28 protein-coding genes and 1 pseudogene are annotated in these 23792 nt (G+C 69.8%); 21 read left to right on the forward strand and 8 right to left on the reverse strand.

The window, feature by feature from the left end; genetic code table 11:
• Window positions 1-38: 38 nt before the first annotated feature.
• Window positions 39-1283, forward strand: a complete 1245-nt coding sequence (locus tag AC069X_RS14255; RefSeq protein ID WP_478728467.1) for an MFS transporter — start codon at window positions 39-41, stop codon at window positions 1281-1283.
• A 263-nt stretch (window positions 1284-1546) separates the two neighbouring features.
• Window positions 1547-1813: a hypothetical protein gene (locus AC069X_RS14260; protein WP_478728469.1), complete on the forward strand. Its 267-nt coding sequence runs from the start codon at window positions 1547-1549 to the stop codon at window positions 1811-1813.
• A 54-nt stretch (window positions 1814-1867) separates the two neighbouring features.
• On the opposite strand, the gene AC069X_RS14265 is transcribed toward AC069X_RS14260, so the two are convergent.
• On the reverse strand, window positions 1868-2773 hold the full coding sequence (locus tag AC069X_RS14265) for a hypothetical protein (protein WP_478728470.1): 906 nt from the start codon (window positions 2771-2773) through the stop codon (window positions 1868-1870).
• A gap of 81 nt (window positions 2774-2854) precedes the next feature.
• The gene (locus tag AC069X_RS14270) at window positions 2855-3517 is read right to left on the reverse strand and encodes a GOLPH3/VPS74 family protein (RefSeq protein ID WP_478728472.1); all 663 of its coding nucleotides are present in this window, start codon (window positions 3515-3517) and stop codon (window positions 2855-2857) included.
• Between the two features lie 185 nt (window positions 3518-3702).
• Between AC069X_RS14270 and AC069X_RS14275 the strand changes: the two are divergent.
• A pseudogene (locus tag AC069X_RS14275) lies at window positions 3703-3888 on the forward strand (type II toxin-antitoxin system PemK/MazF family toxin); the annotation flags it as partial.
• A 127-nt stretch (window positions 3889-4015) separates the two neighbouring features.
• On the opposite strand, the gene AC069X_RS14280 reads toward AC069X_RS14275, so the two are convergent.
• Entirely contained in the window at window positions 4016-5611 is a 1596-nt protein-coding gene (locus tag AC069X_RS14280; RefSeq protein WP_478728474.1) for a tyrosine-type recombinase/integrase, read from the reverse strand.
• A gap of 184 nt (window positions 5612-5795) precedes the next feature.
• On the opposite strand from AC069X_RS14280, the gene AC069X_RS14285 reads away from it, so the two are divergent.
• Complete coding sequence (locus AC069X_RS14285; protein ID WP_478728475.1) at window positions 5796-6002, forward strand: DNA-binding protein; 207 nt, start codon at window positions 5796-5798, stop codon at window positions 6000-6002.
• Window positions 6003-6263: 261 nt separating this feature from the next.
• Entirely contained in the window at window positions 6264-7208 is a 945-nt protein-coding gene (locus AC069X_RS14290) for a hypothetical protein (RefSeq protein ID WP_478728477.1), read from the forward strand.
• A gap of 60 nt (window positions 7209-7268) precedes the next feature.
• Here the strand turns inward: AC069X_RS14290 and AC069X_RS14295 are convergent, their stop codons facing one another.
• The 4 genes from AC069X_RS14295 to AC069X_RS14310 form a co-directional block, all read right to left on the reverse strand.
• The gene (locus tag AC069X_RS14295) at window positions 7269-7859 is read right to left on the reverse strand and encodes a phosphatase PAP2 family protein (protein ID WP_478728479.1); all 591 of its coding nucleotides are present in this window, start codon (window positions 7857-7859) and stop codon (window positions 7269-7271) included.
• Window positions 7860-7879: 20 nt separating this feature from the next.
• On the reverse strand, window positions 7880-9037 hold the full coding sequence (locus AC069X_RS14300) for an MAB_1171c family putative transporter (protein ID WP_478728776.1): 1158 nt from the start codon (window positions 9035-9037) through the stop codon (window positions 7880-7882).
• Between the two features lie 13 nt (window positions 9038-9050).
• Complete coding sequence (locus AC069X_RS14305; protein WP_478728480.1) at window positions 9051-9725, reverse strand: hypothetical protein; 675 nt, start codon at window positions 9723-9725, stop codon at window positions 9051-9053.
• 138 nt (window positions 9726-9863) lie between these two features.
• Window positions 9864-10367 carry a helix-turn-helix domain-containing protein gene (locus tag AC069X_RS14310; protein WP_478728482.1) on the reverse strand — a complete coding sequence of 168 codons (504 nt, stop codon included), beginning with the start codon at window positions 10365-10367 and terminating at the stop codon, window positions 9864-9866.
• 1058 nt (window positions 10368-11425) lie between these two features.
• On the opposite strand from AC069X_RS14310, the gene AC069X_RS14315 reads away from it, so the two are divergent.
• The 8 genes from AC069X_RS14315 to AC069X_RS14350 all read left to right on the forward strand — a co-directional run bounded on the left by AC069X_RS14315 (window position 11426) and on the right by AC069X_RS14350 (window position 15345).
• The gene (locus AC069X_RS14315) at window positions 11426-12361 is read left to right on the forward strand and encodes a ParB/RepB/Spo0J family partition protein (protein WP_478728483.1); all 936 of its coding nucleotides are present in this window, start codon (window positions 11426-11428) and stop codon (window positions 12359-12361) included.
• A 67-nt stretch (window positions 12362-12428) separates the two neighbouring features.
• Complete coding sequence (locus tag AC069X_RS14320) at window positions 12429-12671, forward strand: hypothetical protein (RefSeq protein ID WP_478728485.1); 243 nt, start codon at window positions 12429-12431, stop codon at window positions 12669-12671.
• 639 nt (window positions 12672-13310) lie between these two features.
• Entirely contained in the window at window positions 13311-13547 is a 237-nt protein-coding gene (locus AC069X_RS14325) for a hypothetical protein (RefSeq protein WP_478728487.1), read from the forward strand.
• Window positions 13548-13578: 31 nt separating this feature from the next.
• The gene (locus AC069X_RS14330) at window positions 13579-13845 is read left to right on the forward strand and encodes a hypothetical protein (RefSeq protein ID WP_478728489.1); all 267 of its coding nucleotides are present in this window, start codon (window positions 13579-13581) and stop codon (window positions 13843-13845) included.
• Between the two features lie 388 nt (window positions 13846-14233).
• On the forward strand, window positions 14234-14473 hold the full coding sequence (locus AC069X_RS14335; protein ID WP_478728491.1) for a hypothetical protein: 240 nt from the start codon (window positions 14234-14236) through the stop codon (window positions 14471-14473).
• Window positions 14473-14811 carry a VRR-NUC domain-containing protein gene (locus tag AC069X_RS14340; protein ID WP_478728493.1) on the forward strand — a complete coding sequence of 113 codons (339 nt, stop codon included), beginning with the start codon at window positions 14473-14475 and terminating at the stop codon, window positions 14809-14811. Before AC069X_RS14335 ends, AC069X_RS14340 begins: the two co-directional genes overlap by 1 nt.
• 103 nt (window positions 14812-14914) lie before the next feature.
• Window positions 14915-15076: a hypothetical protein gene (locus AC069X_RS14345; RefSeq protein WP_478728494.1), complete on the forward strand. Its 162-nt coding sequence runs from the start codon at window positions 14915-14917 to the stop codon at window positions 15074-15076.
• Window positions 15076-15345 (forward strand): hypothetical protein, encoded by a 270-nt coding sequence (locus tag AC069X_RS14350; protein ID WP_478728496.1) that lies wholly within the window; start codon window positions 15076-15078, stop codon window positions 15343-15345. The genes AC069X_RS14345 and AC069X_RS14350 overlap by 1 nt, the downstream gene beginning before the upstream one ends.
• Window positions 15346-15419: 74 nt before the next feature.
• On the opposite strand, the gene AC069X_RS14355 is transcribed toward AC069X_RS14350, so the two are convergent.
• Window positions 15420-15662 carry a DUF6207 family protein gene (locus tag AC069X_RS14355; protein ID WP_478728498.1) on the reverse strand — a complete coding sequence of 81 codons (243 nt, stop codon included), beginning with the start codon at window positions 15660-15662 and terminating at the stop codon, window positions 15420-15422.
• A gap of 203 nt (window positions 15663-15865) precedes the next feature.
• Between AC069X_RS14355 and AC069X_RS14360 the strand changes: the two genes are divergently transcribed.
• From AC069X_RS14360 to AC069X_RS14395, 8 genes are all read left to right on the forward strand, one after another.
• Complete coding sequence (locus tag AC069X_RS14360) at window positions 15866-16093, forward strand: hypothetical protein (RefSeq protein WP_478728500.1); 228 nt, start codon at window positions 15866-15868, stop codon at window positions 16091-16093.
• On the forward strand, window positions 16094-16618 hold the full coding sequence (locus tag AC069X_RS14365; RefSeq protein WP_478728502.1) for a DUF6233 domain-containing protein: 525 nt from the start codon (window positions 16094-16096) through the stop codon (window positions 16616-16618). It abuts the gene before it with no gap.
• Window positions 16619-16762: 144 nt separating this feature from the next.
• On the forward strand, window positions 16763-17557 hold the full coding sequence (locus tag AC069X_RS14370) for a helix-turn-helix domain-containing protein (protein ID WP_478728504.1): 795 nt from the start codon (window positions 16763-16765) through the stop codon (window positions 17555-17557).
• Window positions 17554-18747, forward strand: a complete 1194-nt coding sequence (locus AC069X_RS14375; RefSeq protein WP_478728506.1) for a M20 family metallopeptidase — start codon at window positions 17554-17556, stop codon at window positions 18745-18747. The genes AC069X_RS14370 and AC069X_RS14375 overlap by 4 nt, the downstream gene beginning before the upstream one ends.
• Before the next feature lie 182 nt (window positions 18748-18929).
• Window positions 18930-19064, forward strand: coding sequence for a hypothetical protein (locus AC069X_RS14380; protein ID WP_478728507.1), 135 nt, complete (start codon window positions 18930-18932; stop codon window positions 19062-19064).
• A gap of 115 nt (window positions 19065-19179) precedes the next feature.
• A complete protein-coding gene (locus tag AC069X_RS14385) occupies window positions 19180-21048 on the forward strand; it encodes an asparagine synthase-related protein (protein WP_478728509.1) in 1869 nt (622 codons plus the stop codon).
• The gene (locus tag AC069X_RS14390) at window positions 21045-21758 is read left to right on the forward strand and encodes a lasso peptide biosynthesis B2 protein (protein WP_478728511.1); all 714 of its coding nucleotides are present in this window, start codon (window positions 21045-21047) and stop codon (window positions 21756-21758) included. The genes AC069X_RS14385 and AC069X_RS14390 overlap by 4 nt, the downstream gene beginning before the upstream one ends.
• A 56-nt stretch (window positions 21759-21814) precedes the next feature.
• Window positions 21815-23743 (forward strand): ABC transporter ATP-binding protein, encoded by a 1929-nt coding sequence (locus AC069X_RS14395; RefSeq protein ID WP_478728513.1) that lies wholly within the window; start codon window positions 21815-21817, stop codon window positions 23741-23743.
• Window positions 23744-23792 lie beyond the last annotated feature (49 nt).

Below are 23792 nucleotides of genomic sequence, written 5' to 3' on the forward strand. Positions count from 1 at the left end.
GGCGGCGCGCACCCTCCACCCCTGCCCAGGAGGGCACCATGGCTCTTTCCTCCCACGGCACCGGCACCGCCGCCGCCACCCCCGACGGACCCTCCGACGAACGCGGCCTGCTGCCGCTGCTGCTCGTCGGCAACACCGCGATGTACGCCCTCTACGTCGGCGTCGCCGGCATCCTGCTGGCGCTCCAGGTGGAGCGCGTGGACCCGGCCGACAAGGTCGCCAACTTCGGCCTGATCGCGGGCGTTTCCGCGGTCTTCGCCACCGTGTTCAACCCGGTCGCCGGCGCCCTGTCCGACCGCAGCGGGCGGCGCAACCCGTGGATCCTCGGCGGCGGGCTGGCCGCGGTGCCGGCGATGCTGCTGCTCGGGCTGGCGGACACGATCCTGCTGATCACCATCGCCTGGTGTCTCGGCCAGGCCGTGATGAACGTCTACCAGGCCGCCATCACCTCCGTGGTGCCCGACCGGGTGCCGGTGGGCGCCCGGGGCAAGGCCTCGGCGGCGGTCGGGCTCGGCCTCCCCTTCGGCTCGGTCCTGGGCGCCCTGGCCGGGGCGGCCTTCTCCGAGGACTTCCGCACCGGTTACCTGGTGTTCGGCGCGATCGTGGCGGGCGCGGCCGTCCTGTTCACGGCGTGCACCCGCGAGCGTCCGCTCCCGGCGCGCGCGCCGCTGCCCGTGCGGGCCCAGCTGGCCGCCTTCGCCGGAGCCCTGCGCGACCACGACTTCCGCTGGGCCTTCATCGGGCGGGCGCTGCTCGTGCTCGGCTACTTCGCGGTGAGCGGCTACCAGCTGTACATCCTCCAGGACCACACCGTGCTGCCCGAAGGGATGGCACCGGAGGCGGCGATCGCCCTGCTGATGCCGCTGACGAGCGTGGCGATGGTCGTCTCCACGGTGGCGGGCGGCTGGCTCTCGGACCGGCTGGACCGGCGCAAGCTGTTCGTCGGGGCCTCGGCCCTGCTGTCGGCGGTGGCGCTGGTCATCCCCGCGTTGTCGGCGAGCTGGCCCGCGATGCTCGCCTTCTCCGTGGTCAACGGGCTGGCGTTCGGCTGCTACATGGCCGTGGACACCGCGCTGGTGACGATGGTCCTGCCGGCGGCGGAGGACGCGGCGCGGGACATGGGCGTGCTCAACATCGCGAACGCCGGGCCGCAGATCGTCGCCCCCTTCGTCGCCTCCGTCGTCGTCTCGCTGAGCGGCGGCTACACGGCCCTGTTCGTCGTCGCCGCCGTGCTCGCCGTGGCGGGCGCGCTGGCGGTACGGCCGATCCGCGGCGTCCGCTGAGCCAGAGGGAGGTCCGGTGCGGTACGTCGCGAGGCGGAGGGGCACGGCTCGTACGGGGCGTACTCCCGTGGTCCGGCAACGCCGCGAGGTGCCGTGCCGGGCGCCGCGGCCCGGTGCACCCTTCCGGTCAGAGCGCTGGAAGGGCGGGCGGTCGCCGTACTCCGTGGCCCGGAGCCGCGGGGCGGGGGGAACGGGGTGCTCAGCAGGGTGACGGCCTCGTCGGCGCGGCCCAGTTCCACCAGGAGGGGCCCGAGGGTCTCCCGGTGTTCCGCGGGGTCCGCCTCCAGGAGGGCGACGGCTTCCTCCGGGCGGCCGGCGCCGGCCAGCAGCCGGGCCAGCTCCTCCACCGGGTACGGGCGCTCGCCCTCGGGGTGCGCGCGGGCCTGCCCGGCCGCCTCGTCCAGCCGTCCGCAGGCCGCCGGCAGCGGGCCGCGCAGCCGGAACAGCTCCCATTCCTCCTTGCCGCGAGGGGACTTGAGGGCGTCCAGGTGGGCGAGGCCCTCCTCGGCCTGCCCGGCCCTCGGCGATGAACAGTCCGCACAGCTGGTCCAGCGCGCCGTCGTCGGCGCTGTCCCCCGCCCGCATCACCTCGACGGCCTCGCCGCCCCGGCCGTGCCGGGCGAGCAGTTCCGCGAGCCGGGGCCGCGCGTGCCCCCGGTTCCGTTCCACGTGCGGCCGGTAGACCTCGACGGCGCCCGCCACGTCCCCCCGTTCTTCCAGGAGTTCCGCCGGCCGCCGGACCGCCGCCGGGTGCTCGCCGTCGGCCGCGAGGGTGCGGAGTTCGTCGATCCGGCCGTGCCGTACGAGGAGTTCGGCGAGCGGTCCCGGCCGTTCACGGGGGCCGGGCCGTACGCGTACAGCATCTCGAACGCCTCGTCCGTGCGGCCCTGCCGCTCGCGGACGGACGCCAGCAGGGTCGCCGCGTTGAACGGCTGCACGTCGCGCGCACCGCACTCCGGGCTGCCGCACCGCCCGCACGGGCGGCCCGGTTCGAGCCGGTCCGCCAGCAGCCGCACGACCTCGTCGCCCCGGCCCAGTGCGACGGCGGTGTCGGCCAGCGGCTCGGCCAGGTACCAGTCCGCGGTGTGCGGCAGGAGCAGGGCGTACGCCTCCTCCCCCCTGCCGTGGCGAACCAGCAGCGGTGCCAGCGCCCGCAGGGCGTGCCGTTCCCCGTCCCGCGCGAAGGGGTGCAGGAGGCCGATGGCCTCCTCGCCGCTGCCCGCCGCGTCGAGCAGCGCGGCGGCTTCCTCCGCCGCCGTGTACCAGCCCGTCGCGACGTACGGGGCCAGCACGGCGAGGGCCTCCTCCGTCCGGTCCTGGCCGGCGAGGCGCCGTGCCCAGGCGCGGGCGCAGAACCAGTCGCCGTCCCCGGCCAGGGCCTGCGCGCGCACGATCCCGGCATGGCCGAGTGCGAGGAGCCGCTCGACGAGGTCGGACGGCACGCACTCCCGGTGCGTGCGGGTACGGCGGTCGAGTACGGCGGCGTCCATGCGCCGCACACCAGGGGGTGTGGAGCCTTCGGGCGGGCCCGGCTGGGGCGGGGTGGAGCCGACGCGGCCCGCGGGCGGGCCTCAGGTGAGGACGATGACCGTCGTCATCAGGGCGAGCGCCGCCATCGCCGCCTGGGTGTCCCGGATGGCGGAGCGGACGCCGTCGGCCGCCCACTGGCCGTCGGCTATCTCCGCCATCCGCGCGGCCACCGGCTCGCTCGGGCCGTCGGGGAAGGCCAGGCCGTGCAGTCCGGCGGAGTGGATGAGGGCGATGAGGCCGGCCGTGCGGATGTCCGGCTCCTCGCCGTCCAGCACGACGGCCCGGAGCCGGGCGCGCAGTTCGCGCTCGGGCGTGCCGTCGGCTTCCGGGTAGCGGCGCACCGGGAACATGCCGAGCACCTTGCGCTTCTGCTCCACGACCACCCCGCGCTCGCAGAGGCGCGCCACGGCCGCCGCGACGCCCTTGGGCTGGTCCTTCGACAGCCAGTCGGTCACCTGGTGCCTGCCGCGCCCGCCCAGCCAGGTGGCCATCAGGTCCATCCGGCCGTCGAGCAGCGGCTCGCCGGTCGGAGCCCGGTCCGTCAGTTCGAGGCGCTTGCCGCTGACCGAAACCCTTTCGGCCAGGACCAGTTCGAGCAGGAGCCCGCCCGCCACGGCCCATCCCGTCGCCTGCCACTGCTGTGCCGAGCCCGACTCGTCGTCCAGCGACAGCAGGACGACCTCCTCGGCCAGTGTGATCGCCATGTCGTTGCCCCCGCGTCCGTGATCCGCTTCTCAGCAGGTGAGACGCCCCGGGGCCGGGAGAAGTTCCCCGCCGCGCCGGTGCTCGCGCGGGCGCGGCGGGACCGCGTCAACAGGGCGGTGCGGAGGGGGCGGCGCGCGGCCACGCCCGGCACGCGGAGGGGGCGCGAACCACTAACCTCGCCGCCATGACGGCACTTTCGCACCACGGCAGCAGCCACGTCGAGCAGCCCGGCCGGGACGGCCTCACCGCCACCACCGAGGCCGATCCGCGCGCCATCGGTCGGGTCCGCACCGAGTACGCGCCCGATCCGGACGGGGATCCGGACCCCGGCGAGATCGTGTGGACCTGGGTCCCCTTCGAGGAGAACGACTGCCACCCAATACGCCGCCGATCACTCGCTTGTCCCCTGACCTGCAAATACGAACCGAAATGGCCTCCCGGAAGACTCTCCGGGAGGCCATTTCGTTGTGTCCGGGGGACAAACGGGGGACATCAGGCTAAGCGGCCGTCCAGCCCTCGTTTACTTCCGCGCTTCCTTCGATGAGCCTGAGCTCATGTCTGGCTGCGGACTGGGATGAGGCGCCGCTTGTCGTGTGCTGCGACTGCGCTCGCGGCACAAGGGCAACGGGAGCGTCGGCTGCCTCCTTCTCGAATTGCGGCATAAGGGTGGAGTAGGTGTCGGCGGTCAGCGCGAACGTCGCGTGCCCGAGGAGCGCCTGGATGGCCTTCATGGACAGGCCGGCTGCCAGGCTGAGCGATGCCGCGCAGTGCCGAAGGTCGTGGAGTCGAACGGGCGGCATGTTTAGGCGTTTCAGCAGCCTGTCGAAGACCTTGGACACGTTGTCCGGGTGCCAGGGGGCTCCGTTGTCCTGGGTGAAGACGTAGCCGCTGTCGACGTACGGGCCGTACTTCTCTGGGTTCTGTTGGTGCTTGGCTTCCCACTTGACCCGCTTGGCCTTCTGCACTTCGCGCCACACCTTGAGCAATTCGTGGGTGGCGGAGTCCAGGGCAATGGTGCGACGGCCGCTGCGACTCTTGGGGGTCTCCTCAAAGAGCTTGTGCGAGGTGTCGGAGACGAGTTGTTGCACGATGTTGGCTGTCCCCTTCGCCATGTCGACCTCGGCCCAGGTGAGCCCTGCTGCTTCGCCGCGGCGCGGGCCGCGGAACACCAGTAGGTGCCACATCACGTACATGCGGTGGCCAGCGGCGGCGTCCAGGAACTGGCCGGTGAGTTCAGGGGTCCAGACCATGACGGAGCTCGGCCTCTCGCCTGTCTCGCGCCAGCGCGCCACGCGCTCGTCTGTCCACACGAGTGCCCGAGGCTTTTCGTACTTGGGGATCACGACTTCGTCAGCCCAGTTCTCTGTGATGAGCTTCTCCATCACAGCGGCCTTGAGGGCGGCAGAGAGCGCGTCGAGGATCCTCTTCTGCGTCCCAGGCCCTGTGTCCTGGCGAGGCTGGGTGCGGGCCTCCTTGAGGTCCTCTTTGGCTTCGTCCCACCGCTGGCGCAGTTCCGGGGGCCTGGGCCTTGGAGCCTGCCGCCACGCCTGGCGAGCAGCCTCGCAAGCTGCCTGGGCCTGTTCCGCGTGGAGGCGATTCGCCTCTTTGACCTTGTTGTAGGCCCAGATGTCTTCGAACATCGCCTGGATGTGGCGGGTCCTGAGTTCACGCATGGTGAGCTGGCCGAGGGCTGGGATGTAGAGGCGCTCGATGAAGTCGGCGTAGTCGCATCGAGTTTTCCTCTTGAGGTCGACTCGGTTACTCAGCCAACGTCGCAGAAACTGCTCGACGGTCTCGCGGGACTCGACCCTGATCCCGTGGTTTGCCTCACTCCAGAGCTTCTGTGCCGCATGCTGTGCTGCCGCGCGGGTGAGGAAGCCGCCTTTGCGGGGCCGTCGGCGTTCACCGCGGGGGCCGTCGGGAAGGTTGACGTAGTAGTACCAACTGCCGTGGTCTCTCTTCTTCAGTTCAGGGCAGCGGGTTCCGAGCTCGCGAGTCTTGGGGTTGCCGTTGGAGTCCAAGACCGGCTGCCCGGCGTCGTCGAGTTTCGGTTCGGTGCACTTGCACCGCTTGTAGATGCTGCCGCTGAACATGACGTTCCCCCGGATGGTGTTGGTTGTCCTTACGTGTCCTCATCTTTCTGTAGCGAGCGGGACGCCTCCTTGGGCACCGTAGGCTTCTGGTCAGGTGGCGCGGGGAAGAAGGATGTGTCCATCTATGTCCTCATCTGCTCTTGCCGACAAGGGGCGACAGGCCCACGGCGCACGGTCGGCTCCGATGACCATGACCGAGCTGCTGGCGCTTCCGCCGGCCGTGAGCGTGAGCACTGCGGCGCGCGCCTTGGGCATCGGCAAGGACAAGGCGTACGAGCTGATCAAGGCGGACCGCTTCCCCGCACAGGTGATCCCACTAGGTGCGACACGCAGGGTTGCGACAGCGTCACTTTGGGATGCGCTTGGCGTGCGCCCATCAGATTCACGGTGACCTATTCAGAGAGGCTGCCCACCAGAAGCGGAACCCGACCGCCCCGCGTCCGGACGCTTTCGGCAGCGTGACCGCCCTCCGATCCGATGAGATCCCAGTCACACAGCCGCCTTCCTCGGGGGCGCTCACCTGCCGGTATGCCTCAGTCAGAAGACTGACGGTGAGTCGAGAGTTGGGAATGACAGGCGTTGGCCTATTAGATAGAGATCGGCACCTCATCGATAGGCGATCAGGGCGGGATCGATCGGAGAGCAGCGGGACATGGCGAGGCTGTGCGGATACGCCAACGGCGGGGGTGGACTCGTCCCCGCCGAGGCGCAGTTCCTGCGGCGCGCAGCGTCACGGCTCTCGGTGGTCAATCCGCCCGAGGCACAGAACGCCGTGGCCGAGTGGGTCAACCGGGAGGGTGGCCGTACGGTTCGCGGCGGACTCTGGCGCGGCGAGACTCTGATGAAGACGCTCTCCAACCCTCGGATGGCCGGCCTGGACAGTGACGGCCGTCCGATCGAGGGCTTCGGGGAGACTGTCCTGACCCCTGAGGAGTACCGCGCCCTGCTGGCGGCGCGCTCCGAGATCCGTGGGGAGCCCGCCGAGCGGCGCGACGCCTACGACTACCTCCTCACCAAGGGCCTGTCCGACTGCGACGAGTGTGGCTACGACCTCTCCGGCGGGCGGGTGCACTCTGAGGCTGCGCCGGGCTACCGCTGCCTGCCTCCGACCGAGCACAGGGCTTCCTGCGGCAAGATCCGCATGGATGCCGCCAGACTTGAAGGCGCGGTGGCCGAGGAAGTCCTCGCGGACATGCTGCGCCCGGGGCAGCATGAGGCGCTGCTCCGGCTCCAGCAGGATGCCCGGGATGAAGCCGATCGGCTCCGGGCTCACATCGAGAGCAGTGACGAGCGATTCGCCGCCCTGAAGGCCATGCGGCAGCAGATGCTCCTAAGCGCCTATAAGGCAGCGGAGAAGGCAACCAAGGACGACCTTGCGGCCGCTCGGACCCGGTTGCGGTTCCTGGACCAGATCGCCGGCGTCCCGCTGGCGGATGCGCACGATGTCGTTTCGTGGTGGAACTCTGCCCCGCGTGCCTCCCAGCGGGCACTGATCATGTTGTCCGTGACGAAGGTCCACGTCCTTGCCTCGGGTGGGGGTCGTGGGCACGACCCGCACGGTCGCATCCGGATCGACTGGCGCACCTCGGCCGTCTGAGGCGGATACGGCATGACGGGCCCGACCGGTGCATGGTCGGGCCCGTCATGGTTCTTCGGATCAGCTCAGCCAGGTGTAGACGGCGCCTGCGACGCTGGCGCCGAGAGCAGTGCCGACCAGGACCTGAGCGAGGGTGTGATCCCGGACGGCGACCCGGGACCAGCCGACGAGCCACACCAGGGGGTAGGCCGCGAGTACCCACGGGCCGTAGGCGAGAGCAGTCAGCACGACGGCTCCGGAGGCGACGGCCGTGTGCACGCTGACCTTCCAGACGGTGGTGATCGCCAGGATCGCTATGAGCGTGGCGAGCATCGCCAGTACGACCGCGGTCATCTCGCGCGGCGCGTCGAGGGTGATCATGAGCGTGATGCAGGTCGCCACCGACACGATGACGCCGGGCAGGACGATCAGACGGTCTTGGCGGCGGCGGACGTGGCGGTCGCCCCAGTAGCCGCGTCGCTGGCCCCATTTGATCCACAGCATGGGAACGACCGCGCACAGAAATGCGGCAATCAGGCCCCATGCCACTCCCGGCAGTCGGCCGGCGTGCCAGCCCATCAGCAGGGTCACGGCGATGATCCAGGTGCGGGGTTCGAGGACGTCGGTCCCCAGGACGGCGAGTGGGCCTCTGGTTCGTGTCGTCACTGTCACGTCGGCTGACGTTGCGGCGGTCACGTTGGCTGCTCCTGGTGTCTGCGGGCGAAGGCTTCAGCGCGCGGATCGCGGATGGCCCGCGCCAGGCCGAGCGCCTTGTGGACCTCGATGTCGAAGTCGGAGTGCTGGTCCGCGTCTGCCTCGACGTTCGCGTCCGAGAGAGGCTCGGCGCCTCGGAGGACGGCCAGGCGGGCGGTCTGGAGCCACATGGCCTCGGTGAGTCGGCTGGTGTCCTCGGAGCTCAGCCCGAGTGCCTCGGCTTCGCTTCGAGCTCGTGCGACCAGGTCGGTGGAGACATAGGCCCGCAGGATGAGCGCGACGTCCCAGACTTCGATGAGGCATCGGTGGAGCTGGAGGCGGGGGCTGCGGCCGACGGGCCGCTCCAGGACTACGCCTGGGGCGACTTCGGTGAGGGTGGCCCAGAGCGGGCGCACCTCCCGCAGGGCGCGTCGGTAGGTGACCGATCGCGTCAGGACTCCCAGTGCCGGGACGGAGTTGCCGAGGACGATCAAGGCGATGGCTGTGTACTCGACGAGGTCGGCGATGGTCTGCGCGGCCTGATCGGACGCGATGAACTCAACGCCGAACAGACGCGTGGTCATGTGTGCGATGCGCCAGGTGGTGTAGAGGGCCCCGAACAACGTGCCGGCGCCGAGGAGTCGCAGCCCGACACGAAGCGCAGTACCGGCTGCCCGTTGGCCGTAGGACCAGAACAGGGTGGAAGCGACCGTCATCGCGGCGGTGAGGTAGCCCAGGAACACCAGGCAGTAGCCGGTGCCTGCCGCCTGCCCCAGGCTGGCCTCGAAGATGTTCTCGACTTCGGTCGGGCGCGGCATGTGCGCGAAGAAGGTCGCCAGCAGGGCGGTACCCACGGCAGCGCAGCCATAGAGCAGAGGCCGGCCCCATCGCAGCGCGCTGGGCTTGGCCATCGCGATTACGAAGAACAGGATGGCTGTGCTGCCGCCAATGCCCAGCGTGTGCTTGAACAAAGTGGCCAGGTTGTTGATGCCCGTCGGTTCAAAGAGAACCGCCTTGACCTCGGGACGTCCGATCGTATCGGCCACCGCGATACAGGTGAATGCCGCCCACAAGGGCCGCTGCCGGGGTATACGGATGGCCGCCGGAAGACGCCAGAAGGCCACGACCCAGAGGGCTATGACAATTGCGAGTTTGATGGGTTGAACTTTCTTACTGAGTGGGGTGGCCGAATGCGTCGGAGAGTCGTTCCAAGACGTCTGATCCATCGTGCGTCCGCGAACGCGCTTCAGTCCGACTGGCCTTCTCGTGAATGAGGGTGGCCAAATTCTCGGCGTCGGCTTCTTCAGGGCCGGTGTATTTCGTTCGCCCCAGGAGGGCGAACATGGCGCCTGGGCTGATTCCCATGTCCTCGTCAAGATCGGTGGTGGCGCTGGCGGCGGCTCTGATGCGGGCGGCTTCGGCTCGCATGATTGCCGCTGCGGGAAGCACTGGCTCGGGTGCGCCGAACGCCTGCCCGTCGTGCAGGATCGAGGACATGGCCTGCGCAGTAAGCCGTATGTCTTCGTCGCTGGCCCGAGTCTGAAACTCGAACTGCGGGCCCTTGTGCTCAAGGAACATGTGGGCCAGTTCGTGAAGGACTATCTGTGTGCGCAGGATGGGGCTGGCCGCAGGCTTGTAGAAGATGTGATCAGCTTCGCTCGTGCTCATCCACATGCCGCACGGGATGTCTGGGTTGATCTCCTGAAGCTCGGCGATGATCAGCGGCCGGCCGCGATCTTGGGCGACGACCTCAAGGAAGTCGTGCAGTTCGAAGGGCCTGGGCATTTGCAGCTTCGCGACGATCGCCGCGAGCGATTTGCTGTGATGGCGGCGCTTCCACCACATGGCTGTTCCTCAATTCCGGCCCTTGGCCGGACCCTCTTGCTTCTGTACCTTGGCGCGCGATCTGACTGTGCGCTGCGGCAAGGCTAACCGCCCGCCGGGCCCATTTCGGGCGGAGAGTTCAGCCGCTAGTCCGCCAGTTCACGTCCGCCGGCGGCTCTTCTTCTCCTTCACCTCCGGCAGGCCTTCAGAGTCACGGACTCCTTCGACGATGCCTCGGATGCCCTGCAATGCCTTTACTGAAAGGCCGTTGAGGCGAAACGCGATGGCTCGGACGTCACCGTCTTCCATGACCTTGGCCAGGTCATCGGTCGCCTGGGCCCGCTCGGCGCCTTCCTTGATCTCCCTCATCCGACGGTCCGTGACTTCGGCCACATGGTCGTCAAGGAAGTAGGCGACAGGGACGCCGAAGAACTTCGCGAGGGCCCTCAGGCTGTCGACCCCGGGGTTGCGGGTGGTCCCGTTGCGGATGTTGCTGATGCTCGTATGCGTGAGAGTCGGGTCCCCTTCCTGCGCAGCCTCCTGGATCCGCCGCGCGATCTCGCGAGGGCTGAAGGGTTCCTGGTCTGCTGGGTGCAGCTCCTTGATCAGGTGGTCGAGCCTGTCCGCGATCACGCCACGGTCGATGTGAGCCTCCTCACCCATGATCGTCCTATCTGCTCTCGCCCCCGCGGGGGACGCCTCGTACTGGTCCACCGAAGGATAGCCAATCTGCTTTACGCCCTGACACCCGGACCCGCGCATCGCTGTAACGTTGACTTGACACCTGTCGATCACGGGACGAATGTTCTGCTTGTACCGACCCCCAGGTGATCGCGGCGCTACACGCCGTGGGCACCCTTTCAGCGGGACCGAGCAGCCATGCCCAGGCGTCGCAGCTCCGGGCCCGAAAACGGAGTTGTCACCCGTGGCGCAGTTAAGCCACCCCGCCCGCCCGCGAGGCGGCTCTCCCCTCCTCGATCACACCGAGGCTCAGCACAACGCCGCTTGGCACTGCCGTGCCGGCTGGATCGCCGACAGCGGCGACCGCCCGGCAGGCACTCCCAGCGGCTACCGCCCGGAGCGCAGGCACATCGCGCATGCCGCCGGGTAAGGCAGTAACGCGGCGCCCGCCCAGGTCGGGTGCCGACGCTAACCGAGGCCGGGACCCGCGCAAGGCCTCCTCGACCGACCCTTGGGGGGCACGTGATCGACGCGCAGCGCATCATCGCGCTGTCTCAGCAGCCACGGCAGGGAACTGCGGCCGGCAGGCCGGCCGAAGTTTCGTCCACCCTGGCGGTGCTGAGCGATCTGGGGCATACGACCGAGCCGCTCGCGCGGCCGATCGCGTGGAGCAGTGCGGCATGCCTGGAAGCCGCCGCTCGAACCGAGGCGACAGGCTCCCCCGCGGGCCTGTGCAGGTCCTGTCCGATTCGGGGCGCCTGCGCCTCCGCCCTACCGGCCGGCGCCCCGGCAGAGGCGCGTGATTGGCGCGAGCGCGCCCGTGCCGGGCAGCTGCTCGCGGCATAGGTGAGCGATCCCGAAGGGGCGCCGGGTGACCCCGGCGCCCCTTCGTCATTCCGCCGCCCAGATCGGGCATGAAGCTGTGTCAAGGGTCACACCCCAGTGGATACCTCAAGCTGGACACCTCCCCCATGGATAGTAGAATTAAGATATAAGGTGAGGGCGGGAAGCCACACCAACTACCTCTTGGAGAACGCAAGATGTCCACGATCCGCACCGTCAAGATGTCCCAGGTCCGCCGCAACCCCAACCAGCCCCGTGAGTACTTCAGCGAGGAGGCCCTCAAGGAGTTGGCCACCTCGATCGAGAACTACGGCCTGATCACCGCCATCGAGGTCCGGCCCGTCGACAAGGGGTACGAGATCGTCTCCGGTGAGCGCCGCTGGCGGGCGCACCAGCTCCTGGAGAAGGCCACGATCAAGGTCTCGGTCATCTCCGAGAAGGACGACCTGCGCGCCTTCAAGCGGTCCGTGAGCGAAAACGTGAACCGCGAGGACATGACGCCCTTCGAGGAGGCCAACGCCTACCAGCGCATCCTGGACGAGGAGGACGGCGCCACCGAGAAGACTGTGGCCAAGGACTTCGGGAAGACCGTCGCCTACGTGAAGCTCCGCCTTCAGCTCCTGAACCTCCGCCTGGAGTTCCAGAAGATCGTCTCCGAGGGGAAGATCGGCACGCAGGCAGCCGTACAGATCGCGCAACTCAGCCTCGCCAACCAGGGCGCCATGTTGGCCAAGTTCGCCAGGGGCGAGTTCGAAAGTGACAACGCAATCGTGCACTTCGCCTACGCGATGAAGCAGCAGCAGAACCAGGCCGTGCTGATGATCACCGAGGAGCTGACGCCGGAGCAGAAGGAGAAGCGAGCCGCAGCGAAGCGCAAGACGAAGAGCACCCTCGACAAGATCGAGCAGATCCGCGTGCTGCTGGACGAGATCGGGGGCACCAGCGAACTCAAGCTGGCCGAGGACCTGGAGGGCGAGGTCGGCAAGCGACTGGAGCAGCTGGACCGGGTGGCCGAATCGCTGGCTAAGGCGCGGTTCCAGCTCAAGCAGGCCAAGGCTCATGCGGAGGCCCGGGAGGTCCTGGTGAACCCGGAGGCCGAGGCCGAGGAGCACACGGAGCCGGTCGCGGCCTGATGCCGACAAGGGCGGGGCATCGAAGCCCCGCCCCTGGCTTCACCCTGACCAGCACGAGGAGGGAACAATGAACGACAGCAGCAGCGCGCCGCGCGACTGGACGAGCATGACCACCGCGAACTTCGACACCAAGGCTCCCTTGACGCTGGCCGTACCTCCGGGGCCGACGCGCATCACGGCGACGCAGCACCGATTCGGTACGGACGCCCTGTTCGGCGAGGAGCCCGCGGCCCCGGCTGCGGGTCGCACGGCGAAGGCCCGACGAACTCCGGGCGCCGGGCAGGCGGAGCTGTTCGATGCCGCACCCTGACACGGTACGGGAACGACTGGGTGCTGACGCCTCGGCCGCACCTGGAAGGCGGCTTCGGGTACGCCTCGCACAAGGAGACCCCCTTTCCAGGCACTGGGGAGTACGGCTACCTCACCGCGTGGGAGGCGGATCTGCCGATCGCGCGGGTTGCGGGCAGTCCCTGGGGCTCCATCCGGGCCAGGGCGCACGGGGCGCTGGTCCTCGAGAAGCGCGGGCGACGAGTGGTCCTTGACCCGGTCGTTGCGCCGAGGACCCTCACCGTGCGGCAGTACAAGGACTTGAAGCTGCTGCTCCTCGGGGCTGGTCAGGCCCACCTCGTAACCGGGCCCGCCGGGGAAAGCCACATCGAGGCCGGACTCACTCGCATCCCGCCCGCCGCTACCGCGCTCCTCATGCGGCGCGGCTGGGTCGGCAAGGTGCCGGGAGGCAGCGGCGTGCGGGTCTCCGCCGCCGGCCGTACCGCCATGGCCTGGCGATGGGCTCGGGCGAGGCGCCTGAACCGCGTCGCTGCCGGGCTGTACGTAGACGCAGCACTTGATGCCGCCGAGAACTGGACACCCGAAGGGTGGACACCCCCCAATAAGGTAGTAGAATAGAGATAAGAGGAGGGGGTGAGCCCCTCACGATCGAGAGGTTCACATGCCCGTCTTCAATCCCGTCGACTGCGCCGACATACTCGGCACCGACGCACCCGAGTGCAGCAACTGCGAAGGCGCCGGAAAGGAGATCTACCTCCACGGACCGCACGAACAGGTCAGGCAGTGCGAGGACTGCCGAGGGATCGGACGGCGACTCGACTGCCCCGCCTGCGAGGACGGAGTCGCCCCGGACGGCGAAACCTGCCCAATCTGCGACGGCTTCGGCGCCTATTTCTGACCATAAATAGGCCATCACGAAAGGGAGCATCATGACCCTGGGAGACGCACTCACCCAAGAGGCGCTCACCATCGGCACCGCCTTCAGCGTCAGCTCTACCGACACCGGCGACCTCCGCCTGACCATCCAGCTGGAGGGTGGTGCCAACCAGCACTTCGAGCGGCCCGCCGCCGGCGGGGACACCGACTGGAAGGCCGTCGACTTCGAAGCCGCCGGGAGCGGCTGCATGTTCAACGAGCCCGTCACCACACCCTGGGGCCGCGGCCTTGAACTCCTCGCCACACCGCAGGAGGCCTGAGTGACTGGGGAGCCCGCCAAGGGCGCCGCCGTCACACCGGCAGCCCCTCCACCCCCCGGCCAACTATCCCCGTTTGGCGAGGTCGTGGGCCACGCGACCGACCCGTTCACCGGCACACGACTCATCCGAGTCCAGTAGCCAGGGCGCGCACGGCCCACCACACACACCCAGGCGAGGTGATCATCGTGAACTAGATATAGGCCATCACCTATTTCCGTGTTACGGTCTGATCGTCAAGCCGCAGGCACGGCACGACACCCACCCAGCTTCCGGACGGGCAGCGACACCCCGCGCCCAGCCCGCCCGGACCGGCTCGCCCGATGCGAGCCACCCCCTCCGGCCGGGACCCGCCCCCACCGCGGGTCCCGGCCCACCCATGGAGACCCAGATGCCTACAACCACGCCCCTCGACGAGCAACACCTCATCGAGCAGTACGGGCACCCGCTCACTGAACTGCTCAGCGAGCGATACCGCGTTCAGGACGTCCTCAAGGAACGCACCCGTCGAACCGGCCGCACAGTCACTCCACCCCCGGCCCGCCAGCGACACCCGGACCCGATGGCCACGCACCACCGCCGAGTCCTCGCCTCAGCCATATCGGACTGGACCTACCGGCCGCGCACGTGATGACCGAGGAGCAGTTCCGCCGCCGGGTCCGCCAGCTGGCCGCCATGCGGGGATGGACCCTGGCCTACCACACGCACAACTCACGCCGCAGCGACGCCGGATGGCCTGACGAGGTGTACGGGCACCCGGCCGCCGGCCGGACCCTCTTCGTCGAGCTGAAGACAGACACCGGCCGCCTTCGGCCCGCACAACAGGAATGGCTGCACCATCTGGCCGCCTGCGGATTCGAGGTCGCCCTGTGGCGGCCCCGCGACCTGGCCCAGATCATCGCCACCCTCGCCCCCAATGGCCCTCGCGCCACCCTGCCCGACACGCCCCGACCCAGAAAGAGCCCATGAGCCCCAACCCGTCCAACCCTCCGGTCCCCGGCGCCATCTGGTGTGACTCCTGCGAATCGTGGTTCAACCCGATCACGAACACCTGCCGCTGCAACCACCGCTGATGACCACCACCGAAGCGACAGCCGCGACCTCCGCCGCCCTGGCAGAGATCGCGGCACTCGCAAGCCGCCTCTGCGACGACCTCGCCGACGAGCAGTTCGCGACGGCAGCCCGCATCCGGGCTCTCGCCGAGTCCGTCACGGCCACGAACGGAGAACACTGATGCACGCCCGCTTCGACACGCTGCCGGACGACGACACCGAGGCCGGCCGCACTGCCCGCGCCCTGCGCGAGCGCCCAGGCGACTGGGCGCACATCTCCGACCACGACCTCAAGGCCCAAGCCGCGAACCTGGCCTACCGCATCCGGCAGGGCAAGATCAGGGCCTTCCGGCCCGCAGGGGCTTTCGAAGCCACCTCCCGCAAGACCGGGGAGTCGAGCGGAGCGGTCTGGGCGCGCTACGTCGGCGCCCCCGCGGCGAAACGCCCGTAAGGCCCCGGCACAGCCCCGCGCCGGCATCTTCCCAGGGCGGACCGGCCGCTCCCTCGGCGCCCGACCAGAACCGCTCAGGTGGGACTCCACTCGTCGACGGACGCCGGCCACGAGTCGGCGAGACCGCCTTCACCCGCGCTGCGGTCGATATCCGCGTGAACGGTGGCGCATGCCCCTTCGCCCGGCACGGCGTGCGGCCCCTCCGTGCTCGACAGCCACAGGCCGGCGATCCGTTCGGCGGCCACCGCTGCCGTCTTCATGTCCTGTGCCGTGATCTCAATCCGAACGAGACCCGGCGGCTCCACCTCTTCGATCACGTGGTGAACAACGCGCGGACCTGGTTGGCGTAGCGGTCATGCGGCAGGGCTGCGATCCCGGGTCCCTCCCGGTCGCTCTTCCGCACGTGGCGTCTCCTCAGGGGCCAGGTCTTCCCGGACGCGGATACCCGCACAGATGTGCCACCACTTCACGGAGCCGATCCAGCTTGCGCCAGAAATCGAACACCTGGCCTAATCGAAGTATGGCGCTCCGCTTTCCCAACGATCTCGTGCTCACCCAGGTGCGGGTCATCCACACCTACGCGGCCCTCGCCCAGCATCGTGGCGTAGGCCGCACTCGGCTGCGGCGCGCGCTGATCCGTGAGCTTCCCCTCCTGTACTCCCACCCCTACTGGGATACGCACTCCTATGCCGACCTCGTAGAGCTGCGGCGTACAGCCAAGGCCCGAGCGTGGGTGGAGGCGGCGTGAGTGTCCAGCGCACGCGTCCCCGACCAGCGGCGGGCGCAGGGCCGAGAGGATCCTGAGCCCTGGGCTCCGATCATGATGCGCCTCCCCGACCGGCGCCAGCAGCTGGAGGTCAGGCTGTACGAGCGACGGCGGGAGGATGATCAAAGTCCGTGGATGTACCGAGTCGGCGCACCGCTATGGCAGTACGCCGGCGACGGCGAGATCGAGCCGGTCGAGATCCGGACCTGGGTGACAGCCGATGTCCTGGCGCCGATCAAGGGTGTGGACCTGTCGGTCGTGGCAACGCACCGGCCTCCACGTGATCCGCCACCGTACCGGTGGGGCTGGGTAGCTCGGCCCAAGCAGGGCGGCCGTGGGCTGGTCATCCATGATCATGACAGAAAGTGCGCTGAAGGGGGTGGGCCCGAGCTGGGCATCGAGGAAGCCCTCGACGCCATGCTCCGCCCTGGCGCCGAGGCGTGCACCACCTGCGAAGCGGCAGCTGTCCTGGTGCCGATGCTCCAGTTGGGTCAGGGGTACGTGTAAGCCGCCCAAGCCATCGACTCGGCCAGTTCTCGGCACTCCCCTGGGCCTGTCGCCGGACAGGCGGAACACTGGCGGAACGCCCATCGCCGAATCCGCGAAGCGGCGCCCATCTCCGTGTGACACCGTGACCCGCTGGGGGGCCTGATGGTCATCGTCTCCGAGTCTGCACTCAAGCGCGCCCGCACGAGGAAGAACTTCACCTTGGAGGAAGCCGCCGAACTCCTCAACGCCATCACTGGTGGAGCCACGGACGCCTCCCTACTCAGCGCATGGGAATCCGGCCGGCGTAGGACCGGCACGAAGAACCGGAGGGGCCTGTGCCAGCTGTACGAGGTGCAGTCGGAGGTCCTCTTCGCCCACCAGGACGGAAAGAGTCCAGCAAGTCTGCTGGAGGCGAGCGGCACCGACGTCGTCGTGCGCCTGTTGACCCGCTACGCCGATCTCTTGGACGCGATGGTCGAGGTGGCCGGCGACGCCAGGGAACACCTGGTCGTCACCGGCTCGCGCAGCCGGGAGAAGGTGTACCTGGACGCGATCGAGACGGCCGTCGCGCAGAAGCCGGATCTGATCCACTGCCGGGTTCTCTACGGTCCGCCGCGACACCCCGCGATGACGGAGCACTTGGTGCGGCTGCTCGAGTTACGCGACCCCACCGACCGCCACAACGGCGTCAAGAGCCTGAGCATCGGGCTCGTGGAACCGGCCACCGCCCTGGAACGCTTCTTCGTCGCCTCCGAGCGGGCAGCGGTGGTACCGCTGCCCAGCTTGCACGGGGCTGACGGCTTCGACTGCGGCGTGCTGCTGCGCGGGGAAGCAGCCCTGGGGCTGGTTCAACATGGCCGAGAAGCGTGTGCTTCCGCCCGCCCAGTGGAGACGATAGAGGCCGTTCGTTCCCTGCCGGTGCGGCACGGGGGAGCTCTGTGGCAAGGAGAAGCGTGAGCAACGAAGTACAGGCCGCCGCACTGCGGTCCGCATCCGTGATCGAGCTGGCCCAGAACCTGATCCGCGAGCCGAGCCGAGGCGGCATCGACGGCTACGAGCCGGTGCTCACCATCCTGGAGGACTGGCTGACCGGGCAGACGCTGCCGCACCGGCGGCTCCATGACGAGGACGGACAGCTGGTCGGCCTGCTCGTGGAGATCGACGGCGGCCGGCCCGGGCCCTGGTGGGCGTTGGACGCCTGCGTGGACACCGCGCCGTACGGAGACCAGAACGCGTGGACGTTCCCGCCGACCGAGGGCAACGTGGCGGAGGGCTGGCTGCGGGGCCGTGGGGCGGCGGACTCGAAGCTGGCTGCCTCCATGTTCTGCCACATAGCCGCAGACCTTCGTGACTCGGCGGGTACCTTCGCCGGCGGCCTGGCGGTGCTGCTCGATGTGGACGAGCACACCGGCGGGTTCGGCGGTGCCGTCGCCTACCTTGCCGACGACCGGGCCGTCCGGCCCGAGGGCGTCATGATCGGCTACCCCGGCATGGACGAAGTGGTCCTCGGAGGGCGCGGCCTGTGGCGGGCCACGATCTCCGTTCACGCCCCGTCGGGGCACTCGGGATCAAGCCGCACCGTCGTCGGCGCGATCAGCCGGGCAGCTCACCTGGTGGGCCTCCTGGATGCCGCCGAGCTGCCGACGGCAGCCGCCGACCGCACAGGGTTCCCGCTGCCGCCGAAGCTCACCGTCACGGCGTTCCACGGCGGCGAGGGCTTCTCGGTGCTGCCAGACCTCTGCTCCCTGAATGTCGACGTCAGGCTCACCCCGGCGTTCGACGCCGAGGCCGCCGAGACGCTGGTCCGCAAGGCAGCCGCGGAGCTCGACGCCGCACTCCCCGCTCCCCTGCCCACACACATCGAACCCGTAGCGGCCTGGCCGCCGTTCCGGCTCCGCGACGGCGAGCAGCCGGCCGCCGCGCTCATGGCGGCCGCGCACCAGGCCGGGATCAGCGCGGCGCCGAAGGTGGCCGGACCGTCCAACATCGGGAACCTCCTCGCGATGTACGGCATCCCGGCCACGGCAGGCTTCGGGGTCCCCTACGAGGGGCTTCACGGGCTGGATGAACGGGCGGACCTGTCAGAGCTTCCGCGCGTGTATGCCGTCTACCAGCGGGCGGTGCACGATCTGCTGGGCCTCGCCTGACCTCGGCGCATCCCAGATCCGTCCCAGATCCCTCCCAGCAGCCTCCAAGGAACTACCCAACTCCGTCTCTGTCAGCGGCAGTTGAAAGGCGATGTCATAGAGGAGTCCGAACGGACGTGCCACCTCGAACCAGCGGCACACCGCTCGGCTTCCCTATCCGATCTGAGCCATGGAGGCATCAAATGCCCGAGATCCTCGCCACCGACGAAACCCCGGTGTACGTCACCCCCGCCCTGCAGACCCTCGGCACCGTGACCGAGGCGACCCTCGGCTCCGCCGGCAACGACAACCCGGACGACACCCAGTACTACGAGTAGTCCCGTGCGCCGCGAGGGCGCGTACAGGTGAACACCAGCGCCCGGGACGCAGAGGTTCCTGCCCTGTGTCCCGGGCCTGCCCCTGTCTGGGTCGGCGTACGAAGAGGAGGAGGGCATGAGGTACACCGCAGGCGTGTTCGGCCACGGACCGCACGGACTGTATGAAGCGGGCCTGTGGCGGCCGCACGGCGGGCAGCAGGTCAGCCTGGAAGGCCCGTTGCGCATGTGGACGGTCGGGCACGGGGGTCTCGACATCCGTGCTTGCCCCGCGCTCGGCGGAACCGCCGAAGTGGTCTGCGCCGGATCATGCCTGGCCACGTCGAAGGAGCTTTCGGAGGCCAGGGACGCGGCCGAACGCGGCCGGTGGGAGCACACAGCGCGCCTGCCCGGAACCTTCGTCGCGCTGGTGCGCCACGGAAGCACGGCGTGGGTGTTCGGTGATCGGGCCGGCATTCATCCGGTGTACTGGGTGGCGGACGGCGAGCAGGTCTGGTGGTCGACCTCGGCCACCGCGCTGGCCGCCCTGCACGGCAGGACGCCGGACTACGGGCGGCTGCTGGCAGCCCTCACGGTGCGCGGTGTCGATCACCTGGGAGACAACAGCCTGTTCCTGGGGATCCGTCGCGTTCCGCCCGGCTCGGCGCTACTGCTGTCCCCCGGCGGGCCCGCCCATACGGTCCCCGTACCGGGAAGGCCCGAAGGCCTGGCGTTCGCGGATGCCGCACCCCTGCTGCGGCAGAAGCTGACAGCAGCGGTCGCCCGCCGGGCAGCGAGCACGGCAAGCCTGTCGTGCGACCTGTCGGGGGGCGTTGACAGCAGCAGCCTCGCGGCGCTCGCCGCAGCTCACGGTCCCGTGCTGGGCATCACCTACACCGACCCGCACATGTCCGCGTCCGACGACCCGCTCTATGCCGCCCAGGTCGCGGCCGGCCTGCCGCACCTGACCCATGGCCTCGTGAATGGTGCGACGCACCAGGTGCGCCACTTCGACCGGCTCGAAGACCTGGAGGCCCTCCCAGTGACGGACAGCCCTTCGCTGTCATTGGGGTTGCTGGGTCTGAAGGACGCGCAGCTGGCTCCTGCCGTCGCGGCCGGATCCGGGCTGCACCTGACCGGCCGGGGCGGCGACGACGTCCTCGACGCGATGGCGCCGATGCTCATCGATCAGTTCTCCGCGGGGCACCGGGGCGCGGCCGTGAGGCGGGCGGGGGCCTTCGCGCGATCACGTCGTACCTCCCCTCACCGGGTCCTGGCGCGTGCCGCCCGCACCTACGCCGAGCCGTACCCGCGGGCCTTGGCCCGGCTCGCCGCACTCCTGGACACAACGCCCCCTCTGGTGCTTCCACGTCGGAGGGACGCCTCCGACCTGCTGACGTGGTGCCTTCCCCTCGCCTCTGCCGCGTGGCTCACTCGGGCAGGCCGGAAGGCGACCGCCGCCATCGTCGCCGAGCAGGCGGCCGGCGCCGGATCCGGTGAGCGGCCGGGGCAGCTTCACGAACGCCTTTCCCTGGAGCGGATGGGCGAGGAACACGCCACCTACGACCAGATCAGCCGCCAGCTGTGGGCCCTGCCCATCCACGCCCCGTTCCTGGACAACGTGGTGGTGGACGTCTGCCACGCGGTCCCCGGCTGGGAACGCAGCATCCCGGGTGACTACAAACCCCTCGCCCGTGCGGCCCTGACCGGGCTGGTGCCCGCCCTCCTGCTGGAGCGGCGCACCAAAACCCACCACGCGGGAGGCGTCCACGACGGCTTGCGGCACAACCTGCCGCGGCTCCAGAAGATCATCACGGGCTCGCAGCTTGCCGCAGCCGGGCTGATCGACGCCAGGCAGGCCGTGGCCGAACTGACGAGCGCCGCGCGGTCTGAGCCCGCCTTCCTGTACGGCGTGCACTTCCTGGTGGTGATCGAGTTGTGGCTCAGCACGCTCCGCCTCGGCCCTGAGCAGTGGTGGGAGCCGGCTGCGGTGAAGGAGGCGGCATGACCGCGCTCGTGCACGCGGCGGTCACCGCTCACGGTGTGGCGCTGATGGATGTCCGACGTGGTCGGGGCCGCTGGCTCTTCCTCGACCAGATCAGCGCCGAGCTGTGGTCCAAGGTGACCAGCGGCCGGTCCGTCGAGGACGCGATCGACGACCTCGTCCACAACTGGGGACTCCGGGGCGCGGATCCTGAACGGGTCCGCCGTGACCTGACGAAGGTGGCCTCCGAGTTGGAAGGCGCCGGGCTTCTCGTCGCCGCCCGCCGCCCGCCGCCCCGGGCCGTTCCCCCCGTCGTCCGGTTCGCCGGCGTGGCTCGCGCGACCCTGCGGGAGCAGATCGCGGCGCAAGCCGGACTCGCGCTCGCACTGACACTCCTGCGGTGCCTGCCGATCCGCTTCACCATCCGGGCCGCGCAGGCCGCCACCCGGCTCCCGGGACGACCGGCTACCGTCGCCGAAGCCGAGCAACTCCACGCCGCCGTACAGCGAGCCACCCGGGGATGGCCGGGACGGGCGGCGTGCCTGGAGGAGTCGCTGGCGGTCCACCTCGCCGCTGCTCTCACCGGCCGACGAGTGCGCTGGGTGCTCGGCACCTCGGTCCTCCCGCGGAGCGCGCATGCCTGGGTCGAGGCGGAGAACTCCGTCATCGGCCAGGACCCGGCCGACCGGGTCTGGCCTTACTCGGCCGCCCTCCAGGTGGAACACCCGAACTGAAATTCGCCACCCCTCGCCACCAGAACCACCCGTAAGGGTGACCGGTTGAGCCGTTCGTGACCGATGCAACCACGGCCGGCACGACCGGCCCCCGCACCTCCGCCCGCCCCCGGCAGCCGGGGGCGGGCGATGTCCTGCCCCAGTACAAGGTGAGCGCCGAGCGGCACGACGCCGCACTCGACGCTTCCTTCCCCGTCATCGTCAGGCAGCTCCCCCAGCTCGCAGCCACCGCCGTGCGGCTGGCGTGGGCCGCCGACCGGCACGCGGTGATGGGGCTGGGCGTCCTCCAGCTCGCGGGCGGAGCCCTGACCGCCCTTGCCCTCTACGGAACCCGCGGCGCCCTCGCCCCACTGCTCGCCTCCGGCCCCGTAGCCGAGCGGCTCCAGCTGGCGATGCCCTCGCTCATCCTGATCACCATCGCCGCTGCGGCACGGTCGGTGACCTCGGCTGCCGCCATCGCGGTCAACGCCCGGATCGGACCCCGTGTCGACGGCCGCGCCGAGCTGGCCTACCTGGAGGCCGCCACCCGCGTCCCGCTGGCCTGCTACGACGATCCCGCCTGGTGCGACCACTCCGAGGCCGCGAACCGAGCCTCGAAGGACCTGCACCTGATGACCGAGGCACTGGCCCTGGTCACCTCCTCCGTGATCGGAATCGCGGCCGCGGCCGGCATCCTCGCCGCGCTCCACCCGGCGCTGCTGCCCCTGCTCGTCCTCGCCGTCATCCCCCGCGGCGTTGCCGCCATCTATGCCGCCCGCGCAGCCCACCAGGCCGAACGCCACACCCTGGCCGACCGGCGCCTGAGGCACACGCTCATGTACCACACCGCCGGCCGGGCCACCGCGCTCGACGTCCGGGTCAACACCATGCGTTCCTGGCTCCTGGAGCAGTTCTCCGACGTCACCGGCCGCCTTGAGCGGCACGCCACCCGCGTCGGCCGCAACACCGCCCGCTACCAGCTCACCGGCGACACCATCGCCGGCGCATCCATGATCACTGTGTACGGCGCCCTGCTGTGGCTCGTGGCCTCCGGACACATCCCCCTCGCCTCCGCCGGGGCCGCCCTCATCGCCACCCAGACCAGCCGCATCCTGCTCACCGGACTCGTCAACGGCATCAACACGAGCTACCGGATCGGCCTCTACTTGAGCGACTGGAGCAGCTTCCTCGCGGACGCCGCCGCCCGCACCCGACCCGACGCGTCCACCGCGCCCGTGCCGGAGCACCCGCAGACGGTCAGCGCCAACAGGGTCTCCTTCTCCTACCCGGGGAGCAGCCGGCCCGTGCTGACCGACGTGTCCGTGACCGTCCGCCGCGGTGAGGTCCTGGCGATCGTCGGCGCCAACGGGGCCGGGAAGTCCACCCTGGCCAAGCTCCTCGCCGGCCTCTACACCCCGTCCTCAGGCACCGTCACCTGGGACGACACCGACCTCGCCCAGGCCGATCCCGAGCACGTCCACGCACGGCTCGCGATGCTCCCCCAGGACATCGCCCGCTGGCAGACCACCGCCCGCAACAACATCACCCTCGGCCAGGGCCAAACGGACGACGACGCCGTGTACGCCGCAGCCCGGGCCGCCGGTGCCGACGAGGTGCTTTCCGAACTGCCCGACGGCCTCGACACCGACCTCTCGCCCTCCCAGTGGGGAGGACGGGACCTGTCCGGCGGTCAGTGGCAGCGCCTCGCAGCAGCTCGCGCCTTCCACCGGGACCGGCCGGTCCTCCTGTGCGACGAACCCACCTCCGCACTCGACCCGCACGCCGAGGAAGCTATGTACGAGCGGATCCGCTCGCTCTCCGCGGGGCGAACGGTCATCCTCATCACCCACCGCCTCGGGTCGACCCGCACCGCCGACCGCATCCTCGTCCTCGGCGGCGGCCGCGTCCTCGAAGAAGGCGACCACGAACAGCTGCTCGCCGCCGACGGGGCGTACGCCGCGATGTGGCGCAAGCAAGCGGCCACCTACGGCAGCCTGGCCGTGTGACGTCAGCACGTCCCGGGCACGGCGCCAGCGAGGTGTCGTGCCCGGGGAC

The sequence above is a fragment of the Streptomyces sp. NPDC043896 genome (assembly GCF_056435605.1).